At 72.5% G+C, this 16,867-nt stretch carries 21 protein-coding genes and 2 pseudogenes; 14 read left to right on the plus strand and 9 right to left on the minus strand.

Features of this window, described 5'->3' with window-relative positions; all coding sequences use genetic code 11:
• Positions 1-112: 112 nt before the first annotated feature.
• Positions 113-358, plus strand: a complete 246-nt coding sequence (locus tag ACIHCM_RS17710; RefSeq protein WP_399896209.1) for a hypothetical protein — start codon at positions 113-115, stop codon at positions 356-358.
• Positions 359-502: 144 nt separating this feature from the next.
• Positions 503-928: an organic hydroperoxide resistance protein gene (locus ACIHCM_RS17715; protein ID WP_399896212.1), complete on the plus strand. Its 426-nt coding sequence runs from the start codon at positions 503-505 to the stop codon at positions 926-928.
• A gap of 299 nt (positions 929-1,227) precedes the next feature.
• On the opposite strand, the gene ACIHCM_RS17720 is transcribed toward ACIHCM_RS17715, so the two are convergent.
• Together ACIHCM_RS17720 and ACIHCM_RS17725 are read right to left on the minus strand one after the other, a co-directional pair.
• The gene (locus ACIHCM_RS17720; RefSeq protein ID WP_399896215.1) at positions 1,228-1,407 is read right to left on the minus strand and encodes a hypothetical protein; all 180 of its coding nucleotides are present in this window, start codon (positions 1,405-1,407) and stop codon (positions 1,228-1,230) included.
• Between the two features lie 177 nt (positions 1,408-1,584).
• A complete protein-coding gene (locus ACIHCM_RS17725) occupies positions 1,585-2,148 on the minus strand; it encodes a CGNR zinc finger domain-containing protein (RefSeq protein ID WP_399896218.1) in 564 nt (187 codons plus the stop codon).
• A gap of 311 nt (positions 2,149-2,459) precedes the next feature.
• Between ACIHCM_RS17725 and ACIHCM_RS17730 the strand changes: the two genes are divergently transcribed.
• The 5 genes and pseudogenes from ACIHCM_RS17730 to ACIHCM_RS17750 all read left to right on the plus strand — a co-directional run bounded on the left by ACIHCM_RS17730 (position 2,460) and on the right by ACIHCM_RS17750 (position 6,674).
• A complete protein-coding gene (locus tag ACIHCM_RS17730) occupies positions 2,460-3,488 on the plus strand; it encodes an alcohol dehydrogenase (RefSeq protein ID WP_399896221.1) in 1,029 nt (342 codons plus the stop codon).
• A 248-nt stretch (positions 3,489-3,736) separates the two neighbouring features.
• Positions 3,737-4,294, plus strand: coding sequence for a DinB family protein (locus ACIHCM_RS17735; RefSeq protein WP_399896224.1), 558 nt, complete (start codon positions 3,737-3,739; stop codon positions 4,292-4,294).
• A gap of 231 nt (positions 4,295-4,525) precedes the next feature.
• A complete protein-coding gene (locus tag ACIHCM_RS17740) occupies positions 4,526-5,401 on the plus strand; it encodes a thioesterase II family protein (protein WP_399896227.1) in 876 nt (291 codons plus the stop codon).
• Positions 5,402-5,560: 159 nt separating this feature from the next.
• A pseudogene (locus tag ACIHCM_RS17745) lies at positions 5,561-6,076 on the plus strand (MFS transporter); the annotation flags it as partial.
• 217 nt (positions 6,077-6,293) lie between these two features.
• On the plus strand, positions 6,294-6,674 hold the full coding sequence (locus tag ACIHCM_RS17750; protein WP_399896430.1) for a hypothetical protein: 381 nt from the start codon (positions 6,294-6,296) through the stop codon (positions 6,672-6,674).
• Between the two features lie 109 nt (positions 6,675-6,783).
• Here ACIHCM_RS17750 and ACIHCM_RS17755 read toward each other — a convergent pair.
• Positions 6,784-6,915: pseudogene (locus tag ACIHCM_RS17755) on the minus strand (oxidoreductase); the annotation flags it as partial.
• Between the two features lie 68 nt (positions 6,916-6,983).
• On the opposite strand from ACIHCM_RS17755, the gene ACIHCM_RS17760 reads away from it, so the two are divergent.
• From ACIHCM_RS17760 to ACIHCM_RS17790, 7 genes are all read left to right on the plus strand, one after another.
• Positions 6,984-7,355, plus strand: coding sequence for a TetR-like C-terminal domain-containing protein (locus ACIHCM_RS17760; protein ID WP_399896230.1), 372 nt, complete (start codon positions 6,984-6,986; stop codon positions 7,353-7,355).
• Positions 7,356-7,439: 84 nt separating this feature from the next.
• A complete protein-coding gene (locus tag ACIHCM_RS17765) occupies positions 7,440-7,742 on the plus strand; it encodes an ArsR/SmtB family transcription factor (RefSeq protein ID WP_399896234.1) in 303 nt (100 codons plus the stop codon).
• A complete protein-coding gene (locus tag ACIHCM_RS17770) occupies positions 7,739-8,131 on the plus strand; it encodes a VOC family protein (protein WP_399896237.1) in 393 nt (130 codons plus the stop codon). Before ACIHCM_RS17765 ends, ACIHCM_RS17770 begins: the two co-directional genes overlap by 4 nt.
• Before the next feature lie 146 nt (positions 8,132-8,277).
• The gene (locus tag ACIHCM_RS17775; protein ID WP_399896240.1) at positions 8,278-8,961 is read left to right on the plus strand and encodes a hypothetical protein; all 684 of its coding nucleotides are present in this window, start codon (positions 8,278-8,280) and stop codon (positions 8,959-8,961) included.
• Positions 8,958-9,245 carry a BON domain-containing protein gene (locus ACIHCM_RS17780; RefSeq protein ID WP_399896243.1) on the plus strand — a complete coding sequence of 96 codons (288 nt, stop codon included), beginning with the start codon at positions 8,958-8,960 and terminating at the stop codon, positions 9,243-9,245. The genes ACIHCM_RS17775 and ACIHCM_RS17780 overlap by 4 nt, the downstream gene beginning before the upstream one ends.
• Positions 9,242-9,979, plus strand: coding sequence for a metallophosphoesterase (locus ACIHCM_RS17785; RefSeq protein WP_399896246.1), 738 nt, complete (start codon positions 9,242-9,244; stop codon positions 9,977-9,979). The genes ACIHCM_RS17780 and ACIHCM_RS17785 overlap by 4 nt, the downstream gene beginning before the upstream one ends.
• 180 nt (positions 9,980-10,159) lie before the next feature.
• Entirely contained in the window at positions 10,160-11,542 is a 1,383-nt protein-coding gene (locus tag ACIHCM_RS17790) for a carbohydrate-binding protein (RefSeq protein ID WP_399896249.1), read from the plus strand.
• Between the two features lie 76 nt (positions 11,543-11,618).
• Here ACIHCM_RS17790 and ACIHCM_RS17795 read toward each other — a convergent pair whose 3' ends face one another.
• The 6 genes from ACIHCM_RS17795 to ACIHCM_RS17820 form a co-directional block, all read right to left on the minus strand.
• Entirely contained in the window at positions 11,619-12,737 is a 1,119-nt protein-coding gene (locus ACIHCM_RS17795) for a serine hydrolase domain-containing protein (protein ID WP_399896252.1), read from the minus strand.
• Complete coding sequence (locus ACIHCM_RS17800; protein ID WP_399896255.1) at positions 12,734-13,651, minus strand: DUF6895 family protein; 918 nt, start codon at positions 13,649-13,651, stop codon at positions 12,734-12,736. The genes ACIHCM_RS17795 and ACIHCM_RS17800 overlap by 4 nt, the downstream gene beginning before the upstream one ends.
• The gene (locus ACIHCM_RS17805) at positions 13,648-14,574 is read right to left on the minus strand and encodes a DUF6895 family protein (RefSeq protein WP_399896258.1); all 927 of its coding nucleotides are present in this window, start codon (positions 14,572-14,574) and stop codon (positions 13,648-13,650) included. Before ACIHCM_RS17805 ends, ACIHCM_RS17800 begins: the two co-directional genes overlap by 4 nt.
• Positions 14,571-15,260, minus strand: coding sequence for a hypothetical protein (locus tag ACIHCM_RS17810; protein WP_399896261.1), 690 nt, complete (start codon positions 15,258-15,260; stop codon positions 14,571-14,573). Before ACIHCM_RS17810 ends, ACIHCM_RS17805 begins: the two co-directional genes overlap by 4 nt.
• Positions 15,261-15,282: 22 nt before the next feature.
• The gene (locus ACIHCM_RS17815) at positions 15,283-15,462 is read right to left on the minus strand and encodes a hypothetical protein (RefSeq protein WP_399896264.1); all 180 of its coding nucleotides are present in this window, start codon (positions 15,460-15,462) and stop codon (positions 15,283-15,285) included.
• A gap of 129 nt (positions 15,463-15,591) precedes the next feature.
• A complete protein-coding gene (locus ACIHCM_RS17820; RefSeq protein WP_399896267.1) occupies positions 15,592-16,743 on the minus strand; it encodes an aromatic acid exporter family protein in 1,152 nt (383 codons plus the stop codon).
• Positions 16,744-16,867: the final 124 nt, after the last annotated feature.

Raw genomic sequence — 16,867 nt, forward strand, 5'->3', positions numbered from 1 at the left:
GACACAGAGGGGCCGGATGCCACGCATCAGTTCAAGAGAGCGACATGGGCTAGCCCTAATCACCTATGTCGCGCAGGAGCTCAGATGGGGGGCCGGCAGGGGTGGGGCCCCCATGGCCACCGCCCCCGCCGCAAGGGAAGCGCCGCCCGGCAGCCCGGCCCCCGGCCACCGCCGGACGGCATCCGAGCAGCGGCCGTCCGTTCGAGCCTGGTTGCAGCCGACCGTGATCGCGCTCATCGTCGTCGACGGCGCCCACATGTTCGCGCCGCTGCTCTGCCTCGCGACCTGGGCCGCGCTCTCGGCACTACTGGTGTGGGGGCGCTTCACCTGCCGAGCCGCCAGGACCCGGCAGCCGTAGCCGACGGGAGCTTCCGGACGACCTCCACCTCGTCACCGGCTTGACTGGTGACGAGATGGAGGTCATCCTTACGTCACCACCTGAAGTGGTGACGTTCCGAAGCGTCCCCGCCGGGCGCCCCCGTACGCGAGATAGGGATCAGCCATGTCTGTCAGTTACACCGGCACCGTCGACGTCATCGGTGAGGGCCGCAACGGCGGCACCGTCCGCTCCACCGACGGCCTGCTGCAGCACAGCCTGTCCATCCCCAAGGAACTCGGCGGAGCCGGGGACGCCACCAACCCCGAGCAGCTCTTCGCCGCCGCCTGGGCCGCCTGCTTCCTCGGTGCGCTGCGGCGGGCGGCCGGACTCCGCAAGGTCAAGCTGACCAGCACCGCCATCACCGCCGAGGTGACCCTCACCCACGACGACGACGGCGAATTCCACCTCTCCGCCATCCTGAACCCCCGCCTCGGGGGCGTCGACCAGCACACCGCCCAGGAACTCGCCGACGCCGCCCATCAGATCTGCCCCTACTCCAAGGCGACCCGCGACAACATCACGGTCAGCATCAACGCCACCGCCGCATAGCCTGCCCCCCCGTCGCCCCGGGCGGAGCGCCACCCCGCGCCCGCCCGGGGCGCCTTGACGCCCTCACGCCACGGCAGGACCGGGTTCACCCACAGCAGTCCCGGACAACGAAGAAGCCGACGAGCGGGTTCATCCCGCATCGTCGGCCAGGTGGTGGCGGCGAGTCCTTGGCTCGCCGCCCGCGACGAGCGACGTGTCAGAAGACCTGCACGAAGCATCCGAAGGCGATCGCGACCGAGGCCACGATCACCGCCGGGACGGCGAAAATCCTGGGCAGCTTCACGACTTTCCTCCGTGGGTCACAGGCAGTATCGGACGAGCCACTCGTCGGCGTTGTAGGTGTCCTTCGCCGGATCCGGCACCGCGGCCGGCCTCTCCTCGACGGTGTCCTCCAGCCGGATGCGCTCCGGCAGCTTGCCGAACCGCTCACGGCGACCGGCCTCGGCGGCATTCGGGTTTTCCGGCCCTTCGAGACTCATGTCGCCTCACTCACGCATTGGATCGAATGTTCACGTCACCAGCTCAAGTGGTGACGATACTGCCACTCCCTACCGTCACCCGTCAAGAGGGTGACGCACGCCACGAGGGGGCCGAGGGAGACAGTGCCCACCGGGGCGGGGTGCCTGTTCCCGCCGCCGGCCGGTGGGCGCCGGCCGTCAGTGGGCGCCGACCGTCCGGGCCTGCTTCTTGCGCGCCCGGTAGGCGGCCGCCTTGACCTTGTTCCCGCAGGAATCCATGCCGCACCACTGCCGGCGCATACCGCGCGACCGGTCGATGTAGACGCGGGTGCATTCCGGATTTCCGCACTCCTTCATCAGCGGCACATCCGCGCCGCTCAAGAGCTCCACCGCGCTACGCGCCACAAGGGACAGGGCCTCCTCCTGCGTCGCGTCGGTCCACCGCCCCATCGCGGTGAGTTGCGGCGCCGCGGGAGGCTTGCGAGCCGCGTTGTTCACCACCGCGAGCGCCCCCCTGTCGTAGGGTTCTCCGGCGATGCGGGCCGTGGCCAGCTGGTAAATCGCTTCGCGAACGGTCACCGCGCGCTCGAGATCGGCTTCCCTGGCAGGGGTGACCGCGTCGACGATCCCGGATTCGAGGTACCAGGCGTCCAGCCGGTCCCCGGACACGAACATCTCGAACCGGACCGACCTGCGGGCGCGAAGCGTCGCGGCGAAGTCGAGGGCGGGATTTCCGCACGGAAAGACATGTTCCAGATTCACGTCACCATGTTGACAGGTGACATTTCTCGCTGCAAGGTCGCCGTCCGGGACCGGGCGGGGTCGCCCGTGACCTCCGGGGGCACCGGTTGCCCGGCGGTCGGGGCAGTGGTTGGGTGGAAGGGCTCTCGCTCGCCCGCGAGAACAGGTGACCGCCAGGCGGTGCGCGCCGGTCTCGCACCACCGGCCGGTTCGACGGCCGGAGTCGTCGCTCGGCGCGAAGGCACACCCACTCGATCCCCCCCGTTTCCGGCGTGTGGGTCACCAAGCTGTCTGCCGGCTCAGGTCCGCCGATCCTGATCCAGGAGGCACACATGACCACCTACCGAGTCGCGCAGGTCGCCACCCGGAACGGGCCCTTCGAGGTCGTCGAGCGTGAAGTGCCGCACCCGGGTCCCCGCCATGTGCGGATCGCCGTCGAAGCCTGCGGAATCTGTCACAGCGACGACTTGTTCGTCGGCGGCGGAGTGCCCGGCGTGCAGTTCCCGGTGGTTCCGGGGCATGAGGTCGGCGGCCGCATCGAGGAGCTCGGCGAAGGAGCCCAGGCCGGCAACTGGAACGTGGCGGACCGGGTGACCGTGGGCTGGTTCGGGGGCAGCTGCGGTCACTGCACACCGTGCCGGCAGGGCGACTTCATCGTGTGCCAGAACCTGAAGGTTCCCGGCTGGGCCTACGACGGAGGCTTCGGCGAATACATGATCGCGCCCGTCGACGCCCTGGCGCGGATCCCCGACTCGCTGACGGCGGCCGATGCGGGACCCATGGCCTGCGCGGGTGTGACCACCTACAACGGACTGCGGCGCAGCCCCGCCGAGCCGGGCGACCTGGTGGCCGTGCAGGGCATCGGCGGTCTGGGACATCTTGCCGTCCAGTACGCCGTGGCCATGGGGTTCGAGACGGTGGCCATCGCGCGGGGCGCCGGCAAGGCCGAGTTCGCCAAGCAACTCGGGGCGCACCACTACATCGACAGCACGGGCGCGACCCCGGTCGCCGAGGCCCTTCAGTCGCTGGGCGGCGCGAAGGTCGTCCTGGCCACCGCCGGCGCCTCCGACGCCATCGCGGCGACCGTCGACGGACTGGCACACCGAGGTGAGCTCGCCGTCGTCGGGGTGGATCCCGATCCCATGCGAATCAGCCCGGTTCAACTGATCATGGGGAGCAGGACCGTGCGCGGTCACGCGTCCGGTACGGCGCAGGACGTACAGGACACCATGGCGTTCAGCGCGCTGCACGGCATACGCCCCATGGTGGAGATCATGCCCCTGAGCCAGGCCGGCGAGGCGTATCAGAAGATGCTCGCCGGTACCGCTCGCTTCCGCATGGTGCTCACTCCGGACCGCTGACGCGGCGGCCTCCTGCATCGAAGGACTCGCTGGACTCCCGACCCATGACGTACTTCTTCCACCTCCGCCAGGCACCGCCGGCGTAGCGAGGGTCCCCCGCCGCCGGCGAGGCGGGGCAGCGGAGCGCTGCCCCGAGCGCTGACGTGGCTCTCACTCCCTGGGCTTTTAGGTCAGGATCTGTCCTATACGGCTCCTAGGGTGGGACTCGTCCACGGAACACGGAACACCGCTGACGGAAGCCGGAGACGATGACCGCGACGCATCACGCCACCACCCCGACCAAGCCCTCGCCCGGGGCCACCGGCGAGCGAGCCGACCTGCTTCAGGCCCTGGCCCACCATCGCCGGTTCCTGCGCCTGACCACCCGTGACCTGACGGACGAACAGGCCGGGCGGCGCACCACCAGCAGCGAACTGTGCCTGGGCGGCCTCATCAAGCACGTCACCTCGGTCGAACGGTCCTGGGTCGACTTCATCCAGCACGGGCCGGAGGTCCTGGGCGACTGGAACAACATGACCGAGGCCGACTGGGCCGAGCGGGCCGACGAGTTCCGCATGCTGCCCGGCGAGACGCTGGCGGGCGTGCTTCAGGGGTATGCGGAGGTGGCCCGCCGAACGGACGAACTGGTCGGCACGCTGCCCGACCTCGACCTGTCCCAGCCGCTGCCGCCGGCCCCCTGGCACGAGCCGGGCACCCGCTGGTCCGTCCGCCGGGTCCTGCTGCACCTCATCGGCGAGACGGCTCAGCACGCCGGTCACGCCGACATCATCCGGGAGTCCCTGGACGGCGCCAAGAGCATGGGCTGACCGGTCGGCAGCCGCTCCGCTCCGGCAGGCGGGCGGCACCGAGGCGTGGCGCTCCCCCATGCGGCGTTTCGGTGAATGGCGCGTCTGCCACGGCGGTGCTCGTTCCCTCGCTCGGCCGTGCCCGGCACGGTGAAGACAGCTGTGCCCTGCCGGGTGTCTGGCCCAGGTGCTTCGGTATCCGCCTCGGCTGAGGGCCGTACGAGCCGCCGAACCGAGCTGGGAGTGTGCAGGGTGCGAAGCCGGGAACTGGTCGGACCTGAACGGATTGTCCTGGGTGAGCGCCCCGAGGCTGCGGTGCGGCTGCACTGTCTGCCGCCGGCCGGCGCGGGCGCCGACTTCTTCCACCCGTGGCTGGAGCACCTGCCGCAGTGGGTGGAGTTGTGCACGGTGAGACTGCCCGGCCGCGGCCCCCGGGCGGACGAGCCGTCACTGACGGACCCCGTGGATCTCGCCGCGCGCCTGGCGGAGATCCTCGACGACCCGGCGGATGCGCGGCCGTTCGCGGTGTTCGGTCACAGCGTGGGGGCGCTGATGGCGTTCGAGACGACGCGCCGGCTCCGGCGGGACGGCGGACGCATGCCGATCTGGGCGGGACTGTCCGCGTTGAGCGGGCCCCAGGACGGTGCCTACGCCAAGGGCCTCGTGCCCCTGCTGACCGCGGGCACGGATGGTCTGGCCATGCTCATCGGTGGCCCCGTGCCCCAGTGGTTGCTCGACGACGCGCAATTGCTCGCCGGCGTGGGCACGCCGTTGCTGGCCGACTGTCTGCTGCTGTTGCACCACCGCCATCGGCCCGAGCCGCCCCTCGAGGTGCCCCTGGCCCTGTACGGCGGCGCGCAGGATCCGACCACGAGCGCGGAGCAGCTCGCCACCTGGAACAGCCTGTTCGCCGCACCGGCTGAGCCCCGGCTCTTCCGTGGTGCGCACATGTACCCGAACGTGCGGACCGCGGCCCTGGTGAAACAGGTGGTCGCCGACCTCGCGCGGGCCGCGGAGCACGCGGTGGCCGCCGAGGACGTGAGGGACCGCAGGAGCGCGGTGGTCTGCGACCGGGCGTCGGTCTGCCGTAGCACGGCGGTCGGGGAGAACACGGTGCCGGCCGTATGAGCGCTGCGGACGCGGCGCGGACGCCGGCCGCGCGTGCGGGGCGCGGCTGGGCGGCAGGGGTGATGTGCCTGGGCATCTTCCTGCTGGAGCTGGACCTGACCCGTTCTCAACGTCGCCGTGCCACAGTTGCGCGACGCCCTCGGCGCCACGACCGCGCAGGTGCAGTGGATCGTGGACGGCTACGCCCTGGTGCTGGGCGGCACCGTACTGGCCGTGGGGACGCTCACCGACCGGTGGGGCCACCGGCGCTGCTTCGTCCTGGGCGTCACCCTGTGTGCGGCGGCCTCGGCCGGCGGAGCGATGGCCGGTCAGCCGTGGCAGGTGGTGACGGCGCGATGCGGCATGGGAGCGGGGGCGTCCCTGCTGATGCCCGCCACGCTCGGCGTGCTGCATCGCCTGTTCCCGGAGGCGGACCTGCGTGCCAGGGCGATCGCGGTCTGGGCCGCGGTGGGCGGGCTGGGCGGGCTGAGCGGACCGGTCGTCGGCGGCTGGCTCGTCGAACACGCGTCGTGGCGTGCCGCGTTCTGGATCAATCTGCCGCTGGGTGCGCTGATCGTGGGCGCGACGCTGCTGGTGGTGCCACGATCGCGCGATCGCCGCGACGCGGCCTTCGACCTGGCCGGCGCCACGCTGTCGACGGGCGGACTGCTGGCGCTGGTGTGGGCCGTCATCCAGGGCCCGCACGACGGCTGGACGAGCCCGCCGGTCGTCGCCGGTTTCGGTGGCGGTTTCGTGCTCGCCGAAGGCGCGGCCGTCCTCGTCCTGGAGCGCCCCGACCACGCCCTGGCACGCGGGGCGCGGCCACGCGCCCTTCTGACGGGTTACGCCGCCGGGTGCGACGCCTGTCAGTACGCCGCGCCCGAGCCGCACGGCCGGGGCGCCGCGGGCCGCTCTGCGCTCCGCGCTTGCCGACGCGGACCTGGCCCCGCGGGACGTCGGCCACGTCAACGCGCACGGAACGGGTACGCGCCTGAACGATCTCGCCGAGGCCAGGGCCCTGCGCTCGGTGTTCCGCGCGCCCCCGCCCGTCACGTCGCTGAAGGGTGCCATCGGGCATGCCGTCGGGGCCGCCGGGGCGATCGAGGCGGCCGCCACCGTGCTGACGCTTCAGCACCAGGTCATCCCGCCCACGGTCAATCACGAGGACACCGACCTCGACATCGACCTCGACGTCGTGGCCAAGGCGGCGCGGCCCACCCGGGTGGAGGCCGCGGTCAGTGCCTCCTACGGCTTCGGCGGGCAGAACGCGGCCCTGGTCTTCGTCCGCTGCTGACGGGCGTGGGCGGCGGGGCCGCGCGGTACGCCCGGGCGGCTGCCCGGTCACGCCAGCGGGTCGTGGCCCCAGTTCATGAGGGAGTGGCGCCAGCGGGAGTCGCGCACGTGAGGAGGGGGGAGACGGCGAGGAGGACGGAGGTCGCGGCGCCCTGTTCGACGGTCTTGATCAGCGGGGCGGGGACCCGGCCGCTGCCCCGGTCGCCGGTGTGGCGTTGCAGGTTCGTGTAGATGGCGCCGGGGGGAGGCACTGCTGGCCGAGCTCGCCACGACCGGCTACCGCCGGCAGCGGGACCGGTTCGCCGCGGCCATGAGCCGTAGCGAGCAACCCGTGGAGCAGCTCGCGTCGTTCGCGTCCGCCTATGTGCGCTTCGCCGCCGAGGAACCGGCCCTCTTCGACATCACCTTCCACGCGGGCCTCGACAAGTCCAGGTACACCGAGCTGGCGTCCGCCGGCGACGAGCTGGCCGGCCTGCTGCTGCCGGCGGCCCGCCGGTCGACCCCGGACCCGGACGACGCGTTCGACCTGCTGCTCCGTGTCGCCGTCACCGCGCACGGCCTCGCCGTCTTCCTTCGCCAGGGGTTGTTCGGAGTGGGGAGCGGAGCGCTCACCGAAACGGAGGAGAGGGCCGCCCGCACGGCCCGGGACATCGCGCGCCGGCAGGCCACCCTCACGAGCTGACACCGCCCCGGCGGCACAGGGTGAGGCCGGGGCGGGAGCGCGCGCGACTTGATAGGCAAGTGAGCATTTGCCTATCATCGGGCCGTGGCCGACGAACTTTTCAAAGCCTTGGCCGACCCCACCCGCCGCACCATCCTCGACGAGCTCACGGAGAAGTCCGGACAGACCCTGTTCGAGATCTGCTCGCGCCTGAGCATGAAGCATCATCTCGCCCTCTCCCGCCAGGGGGTCTCCCAGCACCTCGCCGTGCTGGAGGCCGCCGGGCTCGTCGAGACCAGGCGGGAGGGCCGCTACAAGTTCCACGACCTGAACACGGCCCCGCTGCGCCAGATCGCCGAGCGATGGCTCGCGCCGGACCCGTCCGAACCGCAGGAGAACACCCCATGAGGATCCATCTGACCAGCGTCTTCGTCGACGACCAGGCCAAGGCCCTGCACTTCTACACCGAGATCCTCGGCTTCGTGAAGAAGCACGACGTCCCGGTGGGCGAGTCGGACCGGTGGCTGACGGTCGTCTCACCCGAGGAGCCCGGCGGTACGGAGCTCCTCCTGGAGCCGGCTGGTCACCCCGCCGCCAGGACCTACCGCGACGCACTCGTCCAGGACGGTATCCCGCTCGCCCAGTTCGCCGTCGAGGACGTGAAGGCGGAGTACGAGCGGCTGCGCCGCCTCGGCGTCCACTTCCTCCAGGAGCCCCTGGAGATGGGTCCCGTCACCACCGCCGTCTTCGACGACACCTGCGGGAATCTGATCCAGATCGCCACGAAGCCGCAGTAGCCCTGATACCCGGCCCGGTCGTGCCGATCATGGCACAACTCCCCAGGTGTCGGTTCCCCCGGACCACGGCGGTGCACGCGCCGGTACAAGCGGTGTCGAACCGTGCAGGGCGGGTACCCAGGGCTAGCGCGGAGGGAGTGATCGGGATGGTGCACAACGGCGACGACGCGACACTCGCCGCACGTGCCGAGGGCCCCGGTCTCCGGGTGGCGGCACAGCCGCCCGCGGAGCGGCCGGGGCCGGAGGCGGCGAGCGACCTGCCCCGGGATCGCAACCAGGCGATCCTCGAAGCGGCCAAGCAGGTCGGCACGCTGCTCAAGCGGGGTGGGCACGACTTCGCGCTGGCGGGCAGTGTGGCCGCGTACGCCCACGGCGCCAGCGAGAACCTTCAGCACGACGCCGACTTCTGCATCCGGCCCGAGGACGCCGAGGCCGTCGCGGCCACCCTGCGCCGCGCCGGGCTGCCGGTCCACACCCCGCCGGAGGACTGGCTGCTGAAGTCGACGTGCTTCGGGCAGGACATCGACATCATCTTCGAGCTGGCGCACCGCCCCGTCTCGACGGGCATGCTGGGGCGGGCGCAGGAGATCCCCGTGGACTCGGTGCGCATGCCGGTGCTGGCACCGACCGACCTGCTGTCGAGCCTGCTCGCCGCCTTCTCCGAGCACCACTGCGACTTCGGCGCGGTCCTGCCGATCGCCCGTGCGCTGCGCGAGAAGGTCGAGTGGGAGCGGATCCGTCAGGACATCGGGGACCAGCCGATGGCCGCCGCCTTCCTGTTCCTGCTCGAACGTCTGAACGTGATCACTGCACGGGAGGAGCAGCCATGACCGGCCCCGACGCCCAGGGGGTCTCCGGCACTGCGTCCACCGAGCACCTGGAGTACCGGGTCGCGCACCTCCGTGACCGCCTCGCCGCCGGGGACCTCGGTGAACTGGGGGTGCGCATCGAGGTGCGCGGTGAGGCGGTGCTGCTCACCGGCGCCGTGCCCTCCGCCCGCTGCCGTGACGAAGTACGCCGTCTCGCCCAGGAGGAGCTGGCCGAGCTGCCGGTGCACTACGACCTCGTGGTCACCGACTCGTCCTCGCCCGATCACGCGGAGGACCTCACATGATCCGGATCGCCGCCGTCGGGGACATCCACATGGGTCCCGACAGCCAGGGCGTGCTGCGCACGGCGTTCGAGACGCTGCCCGACTGTGCCGACGTCCTGCTGCTGGCCGGCGACCTCACCCGGCACGGCACCACGGACGAGGCCCGGGTGGTGGCACGCGAGATCGCGGATCTCGGGGTGCCCGTCGTCGCCGTGCTCGGCAACCACGACCACCACGACGACCGTCCGCGGGAGGTCACGGCCATCCTGGAGGACGCCGGTGCCCGGGTGCTGGAGGGACAGGCGACGGTCGTGACCGCGGGCGGAAGCCGCATCGGGGTGGCGGGCACCAAGGGGTTCGGCGGGGGCTTCGTCGGGCGCAGCGCCGGTGAGTTCGGTGAGCCCCTGATGAAGGAGTTCGTGCGGTACTCCCGCCGTTGCGCCGACGGGCTGCGCACGGCGCTCGAACAGCTGGCCGGCGAGGACTGCGACGTGCGGGTCGCCCTGACGCACTTCTCCCCCGTGCCGGAGACGCTGGCCGGTGAGCCGCTGGAGATCTATCCGTTCCTCGGCAGCTATCTGCTGGCCGAGGCGATCGACACCGCGGGCGCCGACCTCGCGGTGCACGGGCACGCGCACGCCGGCACCGAGCACGGCATGACGAGCGGCGGCGTCCGGGTACGCAACGTGGCGCAGCCGGTGATCGGCCGGGCGTTCCACGTCTACCACGTGCCCGTGGGTGCGCGGCTGCCGTAATCGCGGGGCGCCGTACCGGGGCGAGCCCGGCGACAGCGCGCGGCGTACTGCACTTGGCGCCCCTTCACCTCACCAAAGCGCGAAACACCTGCGGGATTGACATTCCGCGCTCCCTTCCAGGCAAGCCCTAGGGCTTCGGGACGGTTTCTCCCCGTACCTGACTGGAAGGAGACCTTTCGCATGGTGCACAGACATGCCGTGGCCGGGCACCGCACGGCCCTGGTCGCGGTCGGCACGTTGCTGCTGAGCGGGATCTGTTCGACCGCGGCGGCCGAGGCCGAGCCGCCGCCGCTGGCGGGGCCGTTGCCCTCGGCGACCCAGACGCTCGGGGCCGACCGGCCGTCGGCCCAGGTGCTGCGCGCGCTGGAGCGCGACCTCGGTCTGACCGGGCAGCAGGCGGCGGCCCGGCTGGTGAACGAGGCGGAGGCGGGCACCCGCGCGGGTCGCCTCCGTCTGGCGCTGGGCGAGCGGTTCGCCGGCGCCTGGCTCAGCGGCGCCACCTCGGGCACGCTCACCGTCGCGACCACCAGCAAGGCCGACGTGACCACCATCCAGGGGCAGGGCGCGAAGGCCGCGGTCGTCAAGGCGACCCTGGCCGACCTCACGGCCGTCAAGGGCAAGCTGGACAAGGCCGCCTCGCGGTTCAGCACGCGCAACGCCCCGCAGTGGTTCGTCGACGTGCCGAGGAACAAGGTCGTGGTCGAGGCGACGAGCAGGTCGGCCGCGAACGCCTTCCTGCGGGCCGCCGGCCTCGACACCAAGCAGGTCGACGTGAAGGTGTCGTCGAACCGGCCGCACCTGATGGCGGACATCACCGGGGGCGACGCGTACTACATCAACGGCGCGGCCCGCTGCTCGGTCGGTTTCCCGGTCACCAAGGGCACGCAGCAGGGCTTCGCCACCGCCGGCCACTGCGGCGACCCGGGCGACCGGACCACCGGCTACGACCAGGCCGAACAGGGCTCCTTCCAGGCCTCCGTGTTCCCGGGCAAGGACATGGCGTGGGTCGCGGCGGGCGGGGGCTGGACGGCGACCGCGAACGTCAGGGGCGAGGAGGGCGCGACCGTGCAGATCGGCGGCTCGGTCGAGGCGCTGGTCGGGGCGTCGGTGTGCCGGTCCGGCTCCACCACGGGCTGGCACTGCGGCACGATCCAGCACCACGGCACGAGTGTCAGCTACGCCGAGGGCGTCGTCGACGGGCTGACCCGCACGACGGTGTGTGCCGAGCCGGGCGACTCCGGTGGCCCGTTCGTCTCGGGCGCCCAGGCGCAGGGCGTGACGTCGGGCGGCACGGGTGACTGCACGAGGGGTGGCACGACGTTCTACCAGCCGGTCAACCCGATCCTCAGCGACTACGGGCTGACGCTGAAGACGGCCTCGACCGGTGCCGCGGCGCCGGGTCAGCAGGACGGCGGGCAGGCCGACGGATGGGCCGCCGGCCGGGTCTACCACACGGGGGCCACGGTGGTCCACGACGGCGTCCGCTACCAGTGTCTGCAGTCCCACCAGGCGCAGGGCGCCTGGGCGCCGGCCGCCACGCCGGCGCTGTGGCAGCGCGTGTGACGGTCCCTCGGGTCCCGGCGGCATCGGACGCGGCGCACCGCCTCGTCCGATGCCGCCCCCGCGTCGCGGGACGCCGTCATTCCTCCGCGAGCAGCGCGTATGCCGCGGCCACGAACGGGTCCCCGGCCCGGAAGCGACGGGTGCACAGCGCCGCCACTGCTGTGCCGGTGTCCGGCCGGAAACCCAGGAAGGCCTGCTGGCCGAGGGTCGCACCGCTGTGGAAGTACAGCGGGCCGCCCGCGGTGGGGTGGCGGAACCACGCGACGGTGTGGACGTGCCGGTGGTCCAGCCCGCGCCGCAGCACCGGCGTGCGGACCGCGTGGAGCGCGCCCGCCAGCGGGGAGTCGCCGGGGTCGAGATGGGCTTCGAGGAACGTCAGCAGGTCGTGCGGGGTGGCGCGCACCGCGCCCGCCGCGGCGAAGCCTCCGGCGTCGAAGGCGGGGAGGGTGCCCGTGCCGTCCTTGGTGTGTCCCACGGCGTCCCCTTGCGGGCCGTTCGGCCGCAGCGCGATGCCGTGCAGGCGCAGGGGGCGCAGTACGTGCTCGGTGAGCAGGTCCTCCCACGGGGCGCCCACGGCCGGGGCCAGGGCATGGCCGAGGACGGCGACGCCGAAGTTGGAGTAGTGCCAGCGGCTGCCGGGCCGGTGCCTGGGGTGGTGGCGCAGGAAGGCGCCGACGACCCGCGCGGCGGGGTAGCGGGCATAGGGGTTGGTGTGCCAGGCGGACATGGCGCGCAGGTAGAAGTCCCGTGGCAGGGCGGGGAGACCGGACGTATGGGTCATCAGGTGGGCGAGTGTCACGGGGGCGGCACCGGTCTCCCGGCCCGGGGCGAGAAGGGTGAGTGCGGGCTCGCCGCCGGTCAGCCGGCCGCTGTGCACCAGGTGGGTCAGCAGCAGGCCGGTGAAGGTCTTGGTGGCGGAGCCGATCTCGTAGCGCAGGTCCTCGCGGAGCCGGGGCGGCGGCGGTGCGGTGCCGCCGGAGCGGAGGGTGCGGCGGCCGTGGCGGGTGGCGGCGAAGACCACGTCGGGCGCGTCGGACAGGGCGACGGCGTCCTCCAGCAGCCGTGCCAGCCGGCCGTCCTCCTCCCAGGTGACAGCCTGCGCGGGCGGCGGCTGCACGGTGGCGGCGGTCGCGGCAGCACGCGGTGCCTCCGTGTCGGACGGTGCTCCCGGCCACGGTGCGCGGGGCCCGGTCATGACGCGTGCGCCAGTTCGCTCAAGGCCCGGGAGGTGGCCAGCACGGAGGCGAACGCGGCGACCAGCGTGGGGTGGTAGACGAGGTCGAACACTTCGTCGGGGCTGCCGTCGGGCATCGTGCGCACCGCCGGCATCGCGCCGTCCGGCTGCTGGGCGGCGGCGAACCCCTCCCACGCCCGCGGGTCCAGGGTGGGGCGGGGCCGGCAGGCGTCGACGACGAGCAACTCGCCGAGCAGGTCCCAGCGTTGCAGGTCCAGCCAGTCGTCGAGCCACACCGGCAGCCAGGTGGCGAGGTAGTCGGCGATGGCGGGCGGCAGCCGGTCCGGGTGCTCTCCCCAGTCGGTGAGGTGGAACACGGTGTGTGTGACGGTGTAGGCGATGTGGCCCTCGACCGTCCACGGTTCGGGTGTGCGGGCCAGCCAGGTACGGGCGAAAGCCTCGGCCTCGGGCGGGCGCGGCGGCAGACCGAAGCGGCGCTGGAAGGCGGACAGGCCGAGCCGGCGGGTCGGGTTGGCCTCGAACGCGGACCAGCTGTCCAGACGGTGGTTCAGTACGGTGGCCCGCTCCACCTCGGGCTGGCTGTAGCCGAGTTCCCTGAACGGCAGGTACACCTCGAACGGGATGGGTGAGATCGGCTCGATCCGCTGGCCCCGCACCAGCATGCGGCCGCCGTCCAGAGTGGTGCGCCATGTGTGGTCGAGCAAGTCACGTGCCATGCGCGCCTGCTGGGAGCCGGCCACCCCCTCACGGAACAGCACCTTGCAGATCAGGGCGAGTTCGCCGATCGGCTTGAAGCGGTCCAGGAAGCCCACCTCGGGGTCGACGCCGGGCTCCAGCCGGAAGCCGTCGCGATGGGTCCACAGCCATTCGACGGCGGCGACTCCTACGTGGTGCATCAGGCGGGTCTCGGTCATCGGAGCACCTCCTGCTGTGCGCGGCCGGAGTGCCGGAGCGTCAGGGCGGCGGCGAAGACGGCCATGAGGGTGGAGTGGTAGCAGTGGGCGAAGTCGTCGCTGTCGTGGCCGCCCTCCTCCGGGACGGCCCCGCCGGGCAGCTGTGCCGCCGCGACAGGGGGCCAGGTCTGCGCCGCGGCGGCGGGGAGGCGGGACAACGTCGCGGCCACGGCGAGGAGTTCACAGCTCAGGTCCCACATCCGCGCCTCCACGCAGGTGTCGAGCCAGGCCGGGAGCCAGTCGGCGAGGTAGGACTCCACCTCCGGCGGCAGACCCCCGTCGGCGCGTCCCCAGTCGGTGAGGTGGAAGACGACGTGGGTGACGGCGTATCCGGTGGCGCGTTCGAAGGTCCAGGGTTCGGGCAGGCCGCCCAGCCAGGTGCGCTCCAGCGCCCGGGACCACCGGCCGTGGGCCGGGATGCCGCTGCGCAGTTCGGCGTTGAGCACACCGAGTCGCCGGGTGGGTTCCTGTTCGGTGAGCCGCCAGCCCCGGGTGCGGGCGACGACCGCGGTGGCCGCTTCGTAGGGCTCGTACCGCAGTCCCGCCGAGGCCAGGGCGGCGTACACCTCCAGGGGGTAGGTCGCGAAGGGTTCCAGTCGCTGGAGCCGGAGGAACAGCTCCCCGCGCCCGGTCTGTTCCCAGGCGAACGTCAGCAGGTCGTCGGCTGCCGCGCGCAGCGGGTCCGTGGGCGAGGCGGTACGGGTCACGGTCGCGCAGACCTGGGCCAGTTCGCCGAGCGGCTTCCAGCTTGCGTTGACCTGCCCGTCGACGGCCAGCGCGTCCTCGCCCAGGGCGAACTCGTCGCGGTGCGCACGGATCCAGGCGAGCGCGGGCCCGGCGACCTGCTCGGCGCTGCGGCTCTCCCGCACGTCCACGGCCCTCAAACGAGTGCTCCCCGGCGCATCAGCCGCGCGGCCTGCAGTTGCAGGGCCACGCGCGGGTCCTGGCCGCCCATCAGGTCCACGAAGTCCAGCCCGGCCTCCAGGCCCAGGGTGTCCGGCACCCCGGGCAGCAGGGTCAGCCAGCGCCCGGCGCCCGCGGCCTGCCGCCAGTCCCGGCGACGCACCGCCCGGACGAAGCCACGCGCGACGTCCACGGGGCGGCTCCGGGCCACCCGGGCCACCGCGCAGTCCTCGCCGGGCAGGGCCAGCGGGGCCAGCACCGCGAGCTGGTGGGTCAGCTGCTGCCAGCTCGCCCCGCCGAGCCAGACGGCGTCGGGTTCTCCGGGGACCGGTGCGCCGGCTTCGAAGCGGCACAGCCCCCGGGTCATCGCCCAGTGGCTCCACGCGACGGTGCCGCCGGCGCCCGGACGCGGCGGGTAGGCGGCCACGGACTCCTGGACCAGGGTGAGTTCGGCCGGGGTGGGCGAGGTGTGCAGCAGTACGTGCGGAAGGAGTACGTCCGCTCCCACCACGCGAACCGCCGCCGTGGCGACGCCGTGTTCCGCCTCGCCCGTCACCGTGGTGCTCTCCGCTCGCACGTGGTCTCCGCTCCGGAGAGCGGAGACCACGTCGGAAGCGAGCTCCTGCACCGCGCCCTCGAGGAGGGCGGAAGTGCCTGACTGCTTCATTTCGCTGCTCCCGTCGATCCGGTCAGCCCTTCTTGGGCCGCGGGGTCGGCGGCGACAGCAGCAGGGAACCGCCGCCGTCGGACAGGGCGAGCGCAGCGCACTCGCGGCTGTCGCGGTAGACGCCGTCGGCCTCGGCCGGGTCGAGCACCGCGTCGATGTCGGTGCTCTGGATCTCCGTGGTGATCTTCTCGGTGGAAGGCATGTCACCATCTCCCTCAGGGTGTCGAGCAGTACCTTCGGCACCCGGTGTCACCGCATCCACGCGAATGATGCGAAAGCCTTCAAAATTCGCATAGTTACAGAGTTCAACTTCTCCTCAGATGACGCGGCGTCACTCGTGACGCTCCGCGTCCCGGGGCAGCTGCTCGGCCAGGCGGCTGGCCTGTGCCAGCAGTGCACCGTGGACGGCCAGCGCCTCGGGGTCGTTCGGGACCGACCCGGGCAGCTGCTCCCGCAGGGCGTTGAGGGCCCGGTCGAGCTTGTCGACGGACTCCCGCAGCTCGTCCTCGGATCCGTCGCCGAAGCGGGTCCTGGCGTACAGATGGATCGCCTCGGCCGCGCGGCACAGGAAGTCCGCGTACGGGCCGGCGATCCGCGGGTCCGGCCGGGTGGGGCCGCGCTTCTCCTCGGCGACCTCCATCACGGTGCGGGTCACGCCGGCGGTGTGGACGGCCACGTAGTCGAGGACGACGACGGCATCGTCGTACGCGCGGCCGGGCGAGGACTGCCGGCGCCAGCCGAGCGGGTTGACGCGCAGGCTCTCGCGGCTCCAGCCGAGGGAGGAGCGGGCCTGGTCGACCAGCCGCCGCAGGCGCAACGCCCGTTCGTGCCAGCCCTCGGCGCGGTGGGCGTCCCACTCGTCCTCCCGGAGCCCCTCGGCGACGGAGGTCAGAATGGCGTGGGCCTCACCCGCCGCGTCCGCCAGGGCGGCCCGGGTGTCACGCAGGTACACCGGCGGGCGGATCAGCGCGTTGACCGCGATGCCCACCAGCGCGCCGAAGACGGCCTCCGCGATCCGGGCCGCCGAACCGGTGACGCTGACATTCGGGTCGGTGAGGACGAACAGCGCTCCGGTGGCCGCGTAGATGCCCTGGCTGCCCAGTTGCCGCCAGCTGCCGAGCAGGACCGCCACCGGAAGGACCAGAGCCATCGCGGCCATGGCGTTGCCGAGGGCCAGCACGCCCGCGGTGGCCACCACCGTGCCGAACGCGATGGCCGCCAGCTGTTGCAGACCGTGCGCCACCGACCGGTACACGGTCGACTCCACCAGCACGACCGCCACCCAGGGCGCCACGAACGCCATGGGCGCCTGAAGCCACCACCCCACCACCGCCCAGGCCACCCACGCGGCCAGCGCCGCCTTCACGGCCTGCACCGCCAGGTCGCGCTCCCGCCCCGGAGCCGCGCAGGCCCGCCGTACCGCGTCCACGGCGGCGTCGTAGCCCCGCCTGCCCCTGTGCCCTGTCGTGCGTATCCATGCCATACCACCCAGGTGCCACGCATGCGGGGCTTTGCAACCGGCAGAAATGCGGACGGTTCGGCTCAGGAGCTGCGGGTACTCAGGGCCTCGCGTGCGGTGCCGCGAGGCCGTGACCGGCGCGTATCAG

The sequence above is a fragment of the Streptomyces sp. NPDC052023 genome (genome assembly GCF_044548465.1).
In the GTDB taxonomy this organism is placed as follows: domain Bacteria; phylum Actinomycetota; class Actinomycetes; order Streptomycetales; family Streptomycetaceae; genus Streptomyces.

Excerpts from the sequence above, each read along its gene's own strand:
- ACIHCM_RS17785 (WP_399896246.1), top strand. The coding sequence starts at position 9,242 with ATGATCCGGATCGCCGCCGTCGGGGACATCCACATGGGTCCCGACAGC.
- ACIHCM_RS17795 (WP_399896252.1), bottom strand. The coding sequence starts at position 12,737 with ATGACCGGGCCCCGCGCACCGTGGCCGGGAGCACCGTCCGACACGGAG.
- ACIHCM_RS17770 (WP_399896237.1), top strand. The coding sequence starts at position 7,739 with ATGAGGATCCATCTGACCAGCGTCTTCGTCGACGACCAGGCCAAGGCC.
- ACIHCM_RS17820 (WP_399896267.1), bottom strand. The coding sequence starts at position 16,743 with ATGGCATGGATACGCACGACAGGGCACAGGGGCAGGCGGGGCTACGAC.
- ACIHCM_RS17720 (WP_399896215.1), bottom strand. The coding sequence starts at position 1,407 with ATGAGTCTCGAAGGGCCGGAAAACCCGAATGCCGCCGAGGCCGGTCGC.
- ACIHCM_RS17780 (WP_399896243.1), top strand. The coding sequence starts at position 8,958 with ATGACCGGCCCCGACGCCCAGGGGGTCTCCGGCACTGCGTCCACCGAG.
- ACIHCM_RS17735 (WP_399896224.1), top strand. The coding sequence starts at position 3,737 with ATGACCGCGACGCATCACGCCACCACCCCGACCAAGCCCTCGCCCGGG.
- ACIHCM_RS17810 (WP_399896261.1), bottom strand. The coding sequence starts at position 15,260 with ATGAAGCAGTCAGGCACTTCCGCCCTCCTCGAGGGCGCGGTGCAGGAG.
- ACIHCM_RS17775 (WP_399896240.1), top strand. The coding sequence starts at position 8,278 with ATGGTGCACAACGGCGACGACGCGACACTCGCCGCACGTGCCGAGGGC.
- ACIHCM_RS17790 (WP_399896249.1), top strand. The coding sequence starts at position 10,160 with ATGGTGCACAGACATGCCGTGGCCGGGCACCGCACGGCCCTGGTCGCG.
- ACIHCM_RS17760 (WP_399896230.1), top strand. The coding sequence starts at position 6,984 with ATGAGCCGTAGCGAGCAACCCGTGGAGCAGCTCGCGTCGTTCGCGTCC.
- ACIHCM_RS17815 (WP_399896264.1), bottom strand. The coding sequence starts at position 15,462 with ATGCCTTCCACCGAGAAGATCACCACGGAGATCCAGAGCACCGACATC.
- ACIHCM_RS17710 (WP_399896209.1), top strand. The coding sequence starts at position 113 with ATGGCCACCGCCCCCGCCGCAAGGGAAGCGCCGCCCGGCAGCCCGGCC.
- ACIHCM_RS17800 (WP_399896255.1), bottom strand. The coding sequence starts at position 13,651 with ATGACCGAGACCCGCCTGATGCACCACGTAGGAGTCGCCGCCGTCGAA.
- ACIHCM_RS17730 (WP_399896221.1), top strand. The coding sequence starts at position 2,460 with ATGACCACCTACCGAGTCGCGCAGGTCGCCACCCGGAACGGGCCCTTC.
- ACIHCM_RS17715 (WP_399896212.1), top strand. The coding sequence starts at position 503 with ATGTCTGTCAGTTACACCGGCACCGTCGACGTCATCGGTGAGGGCCGC.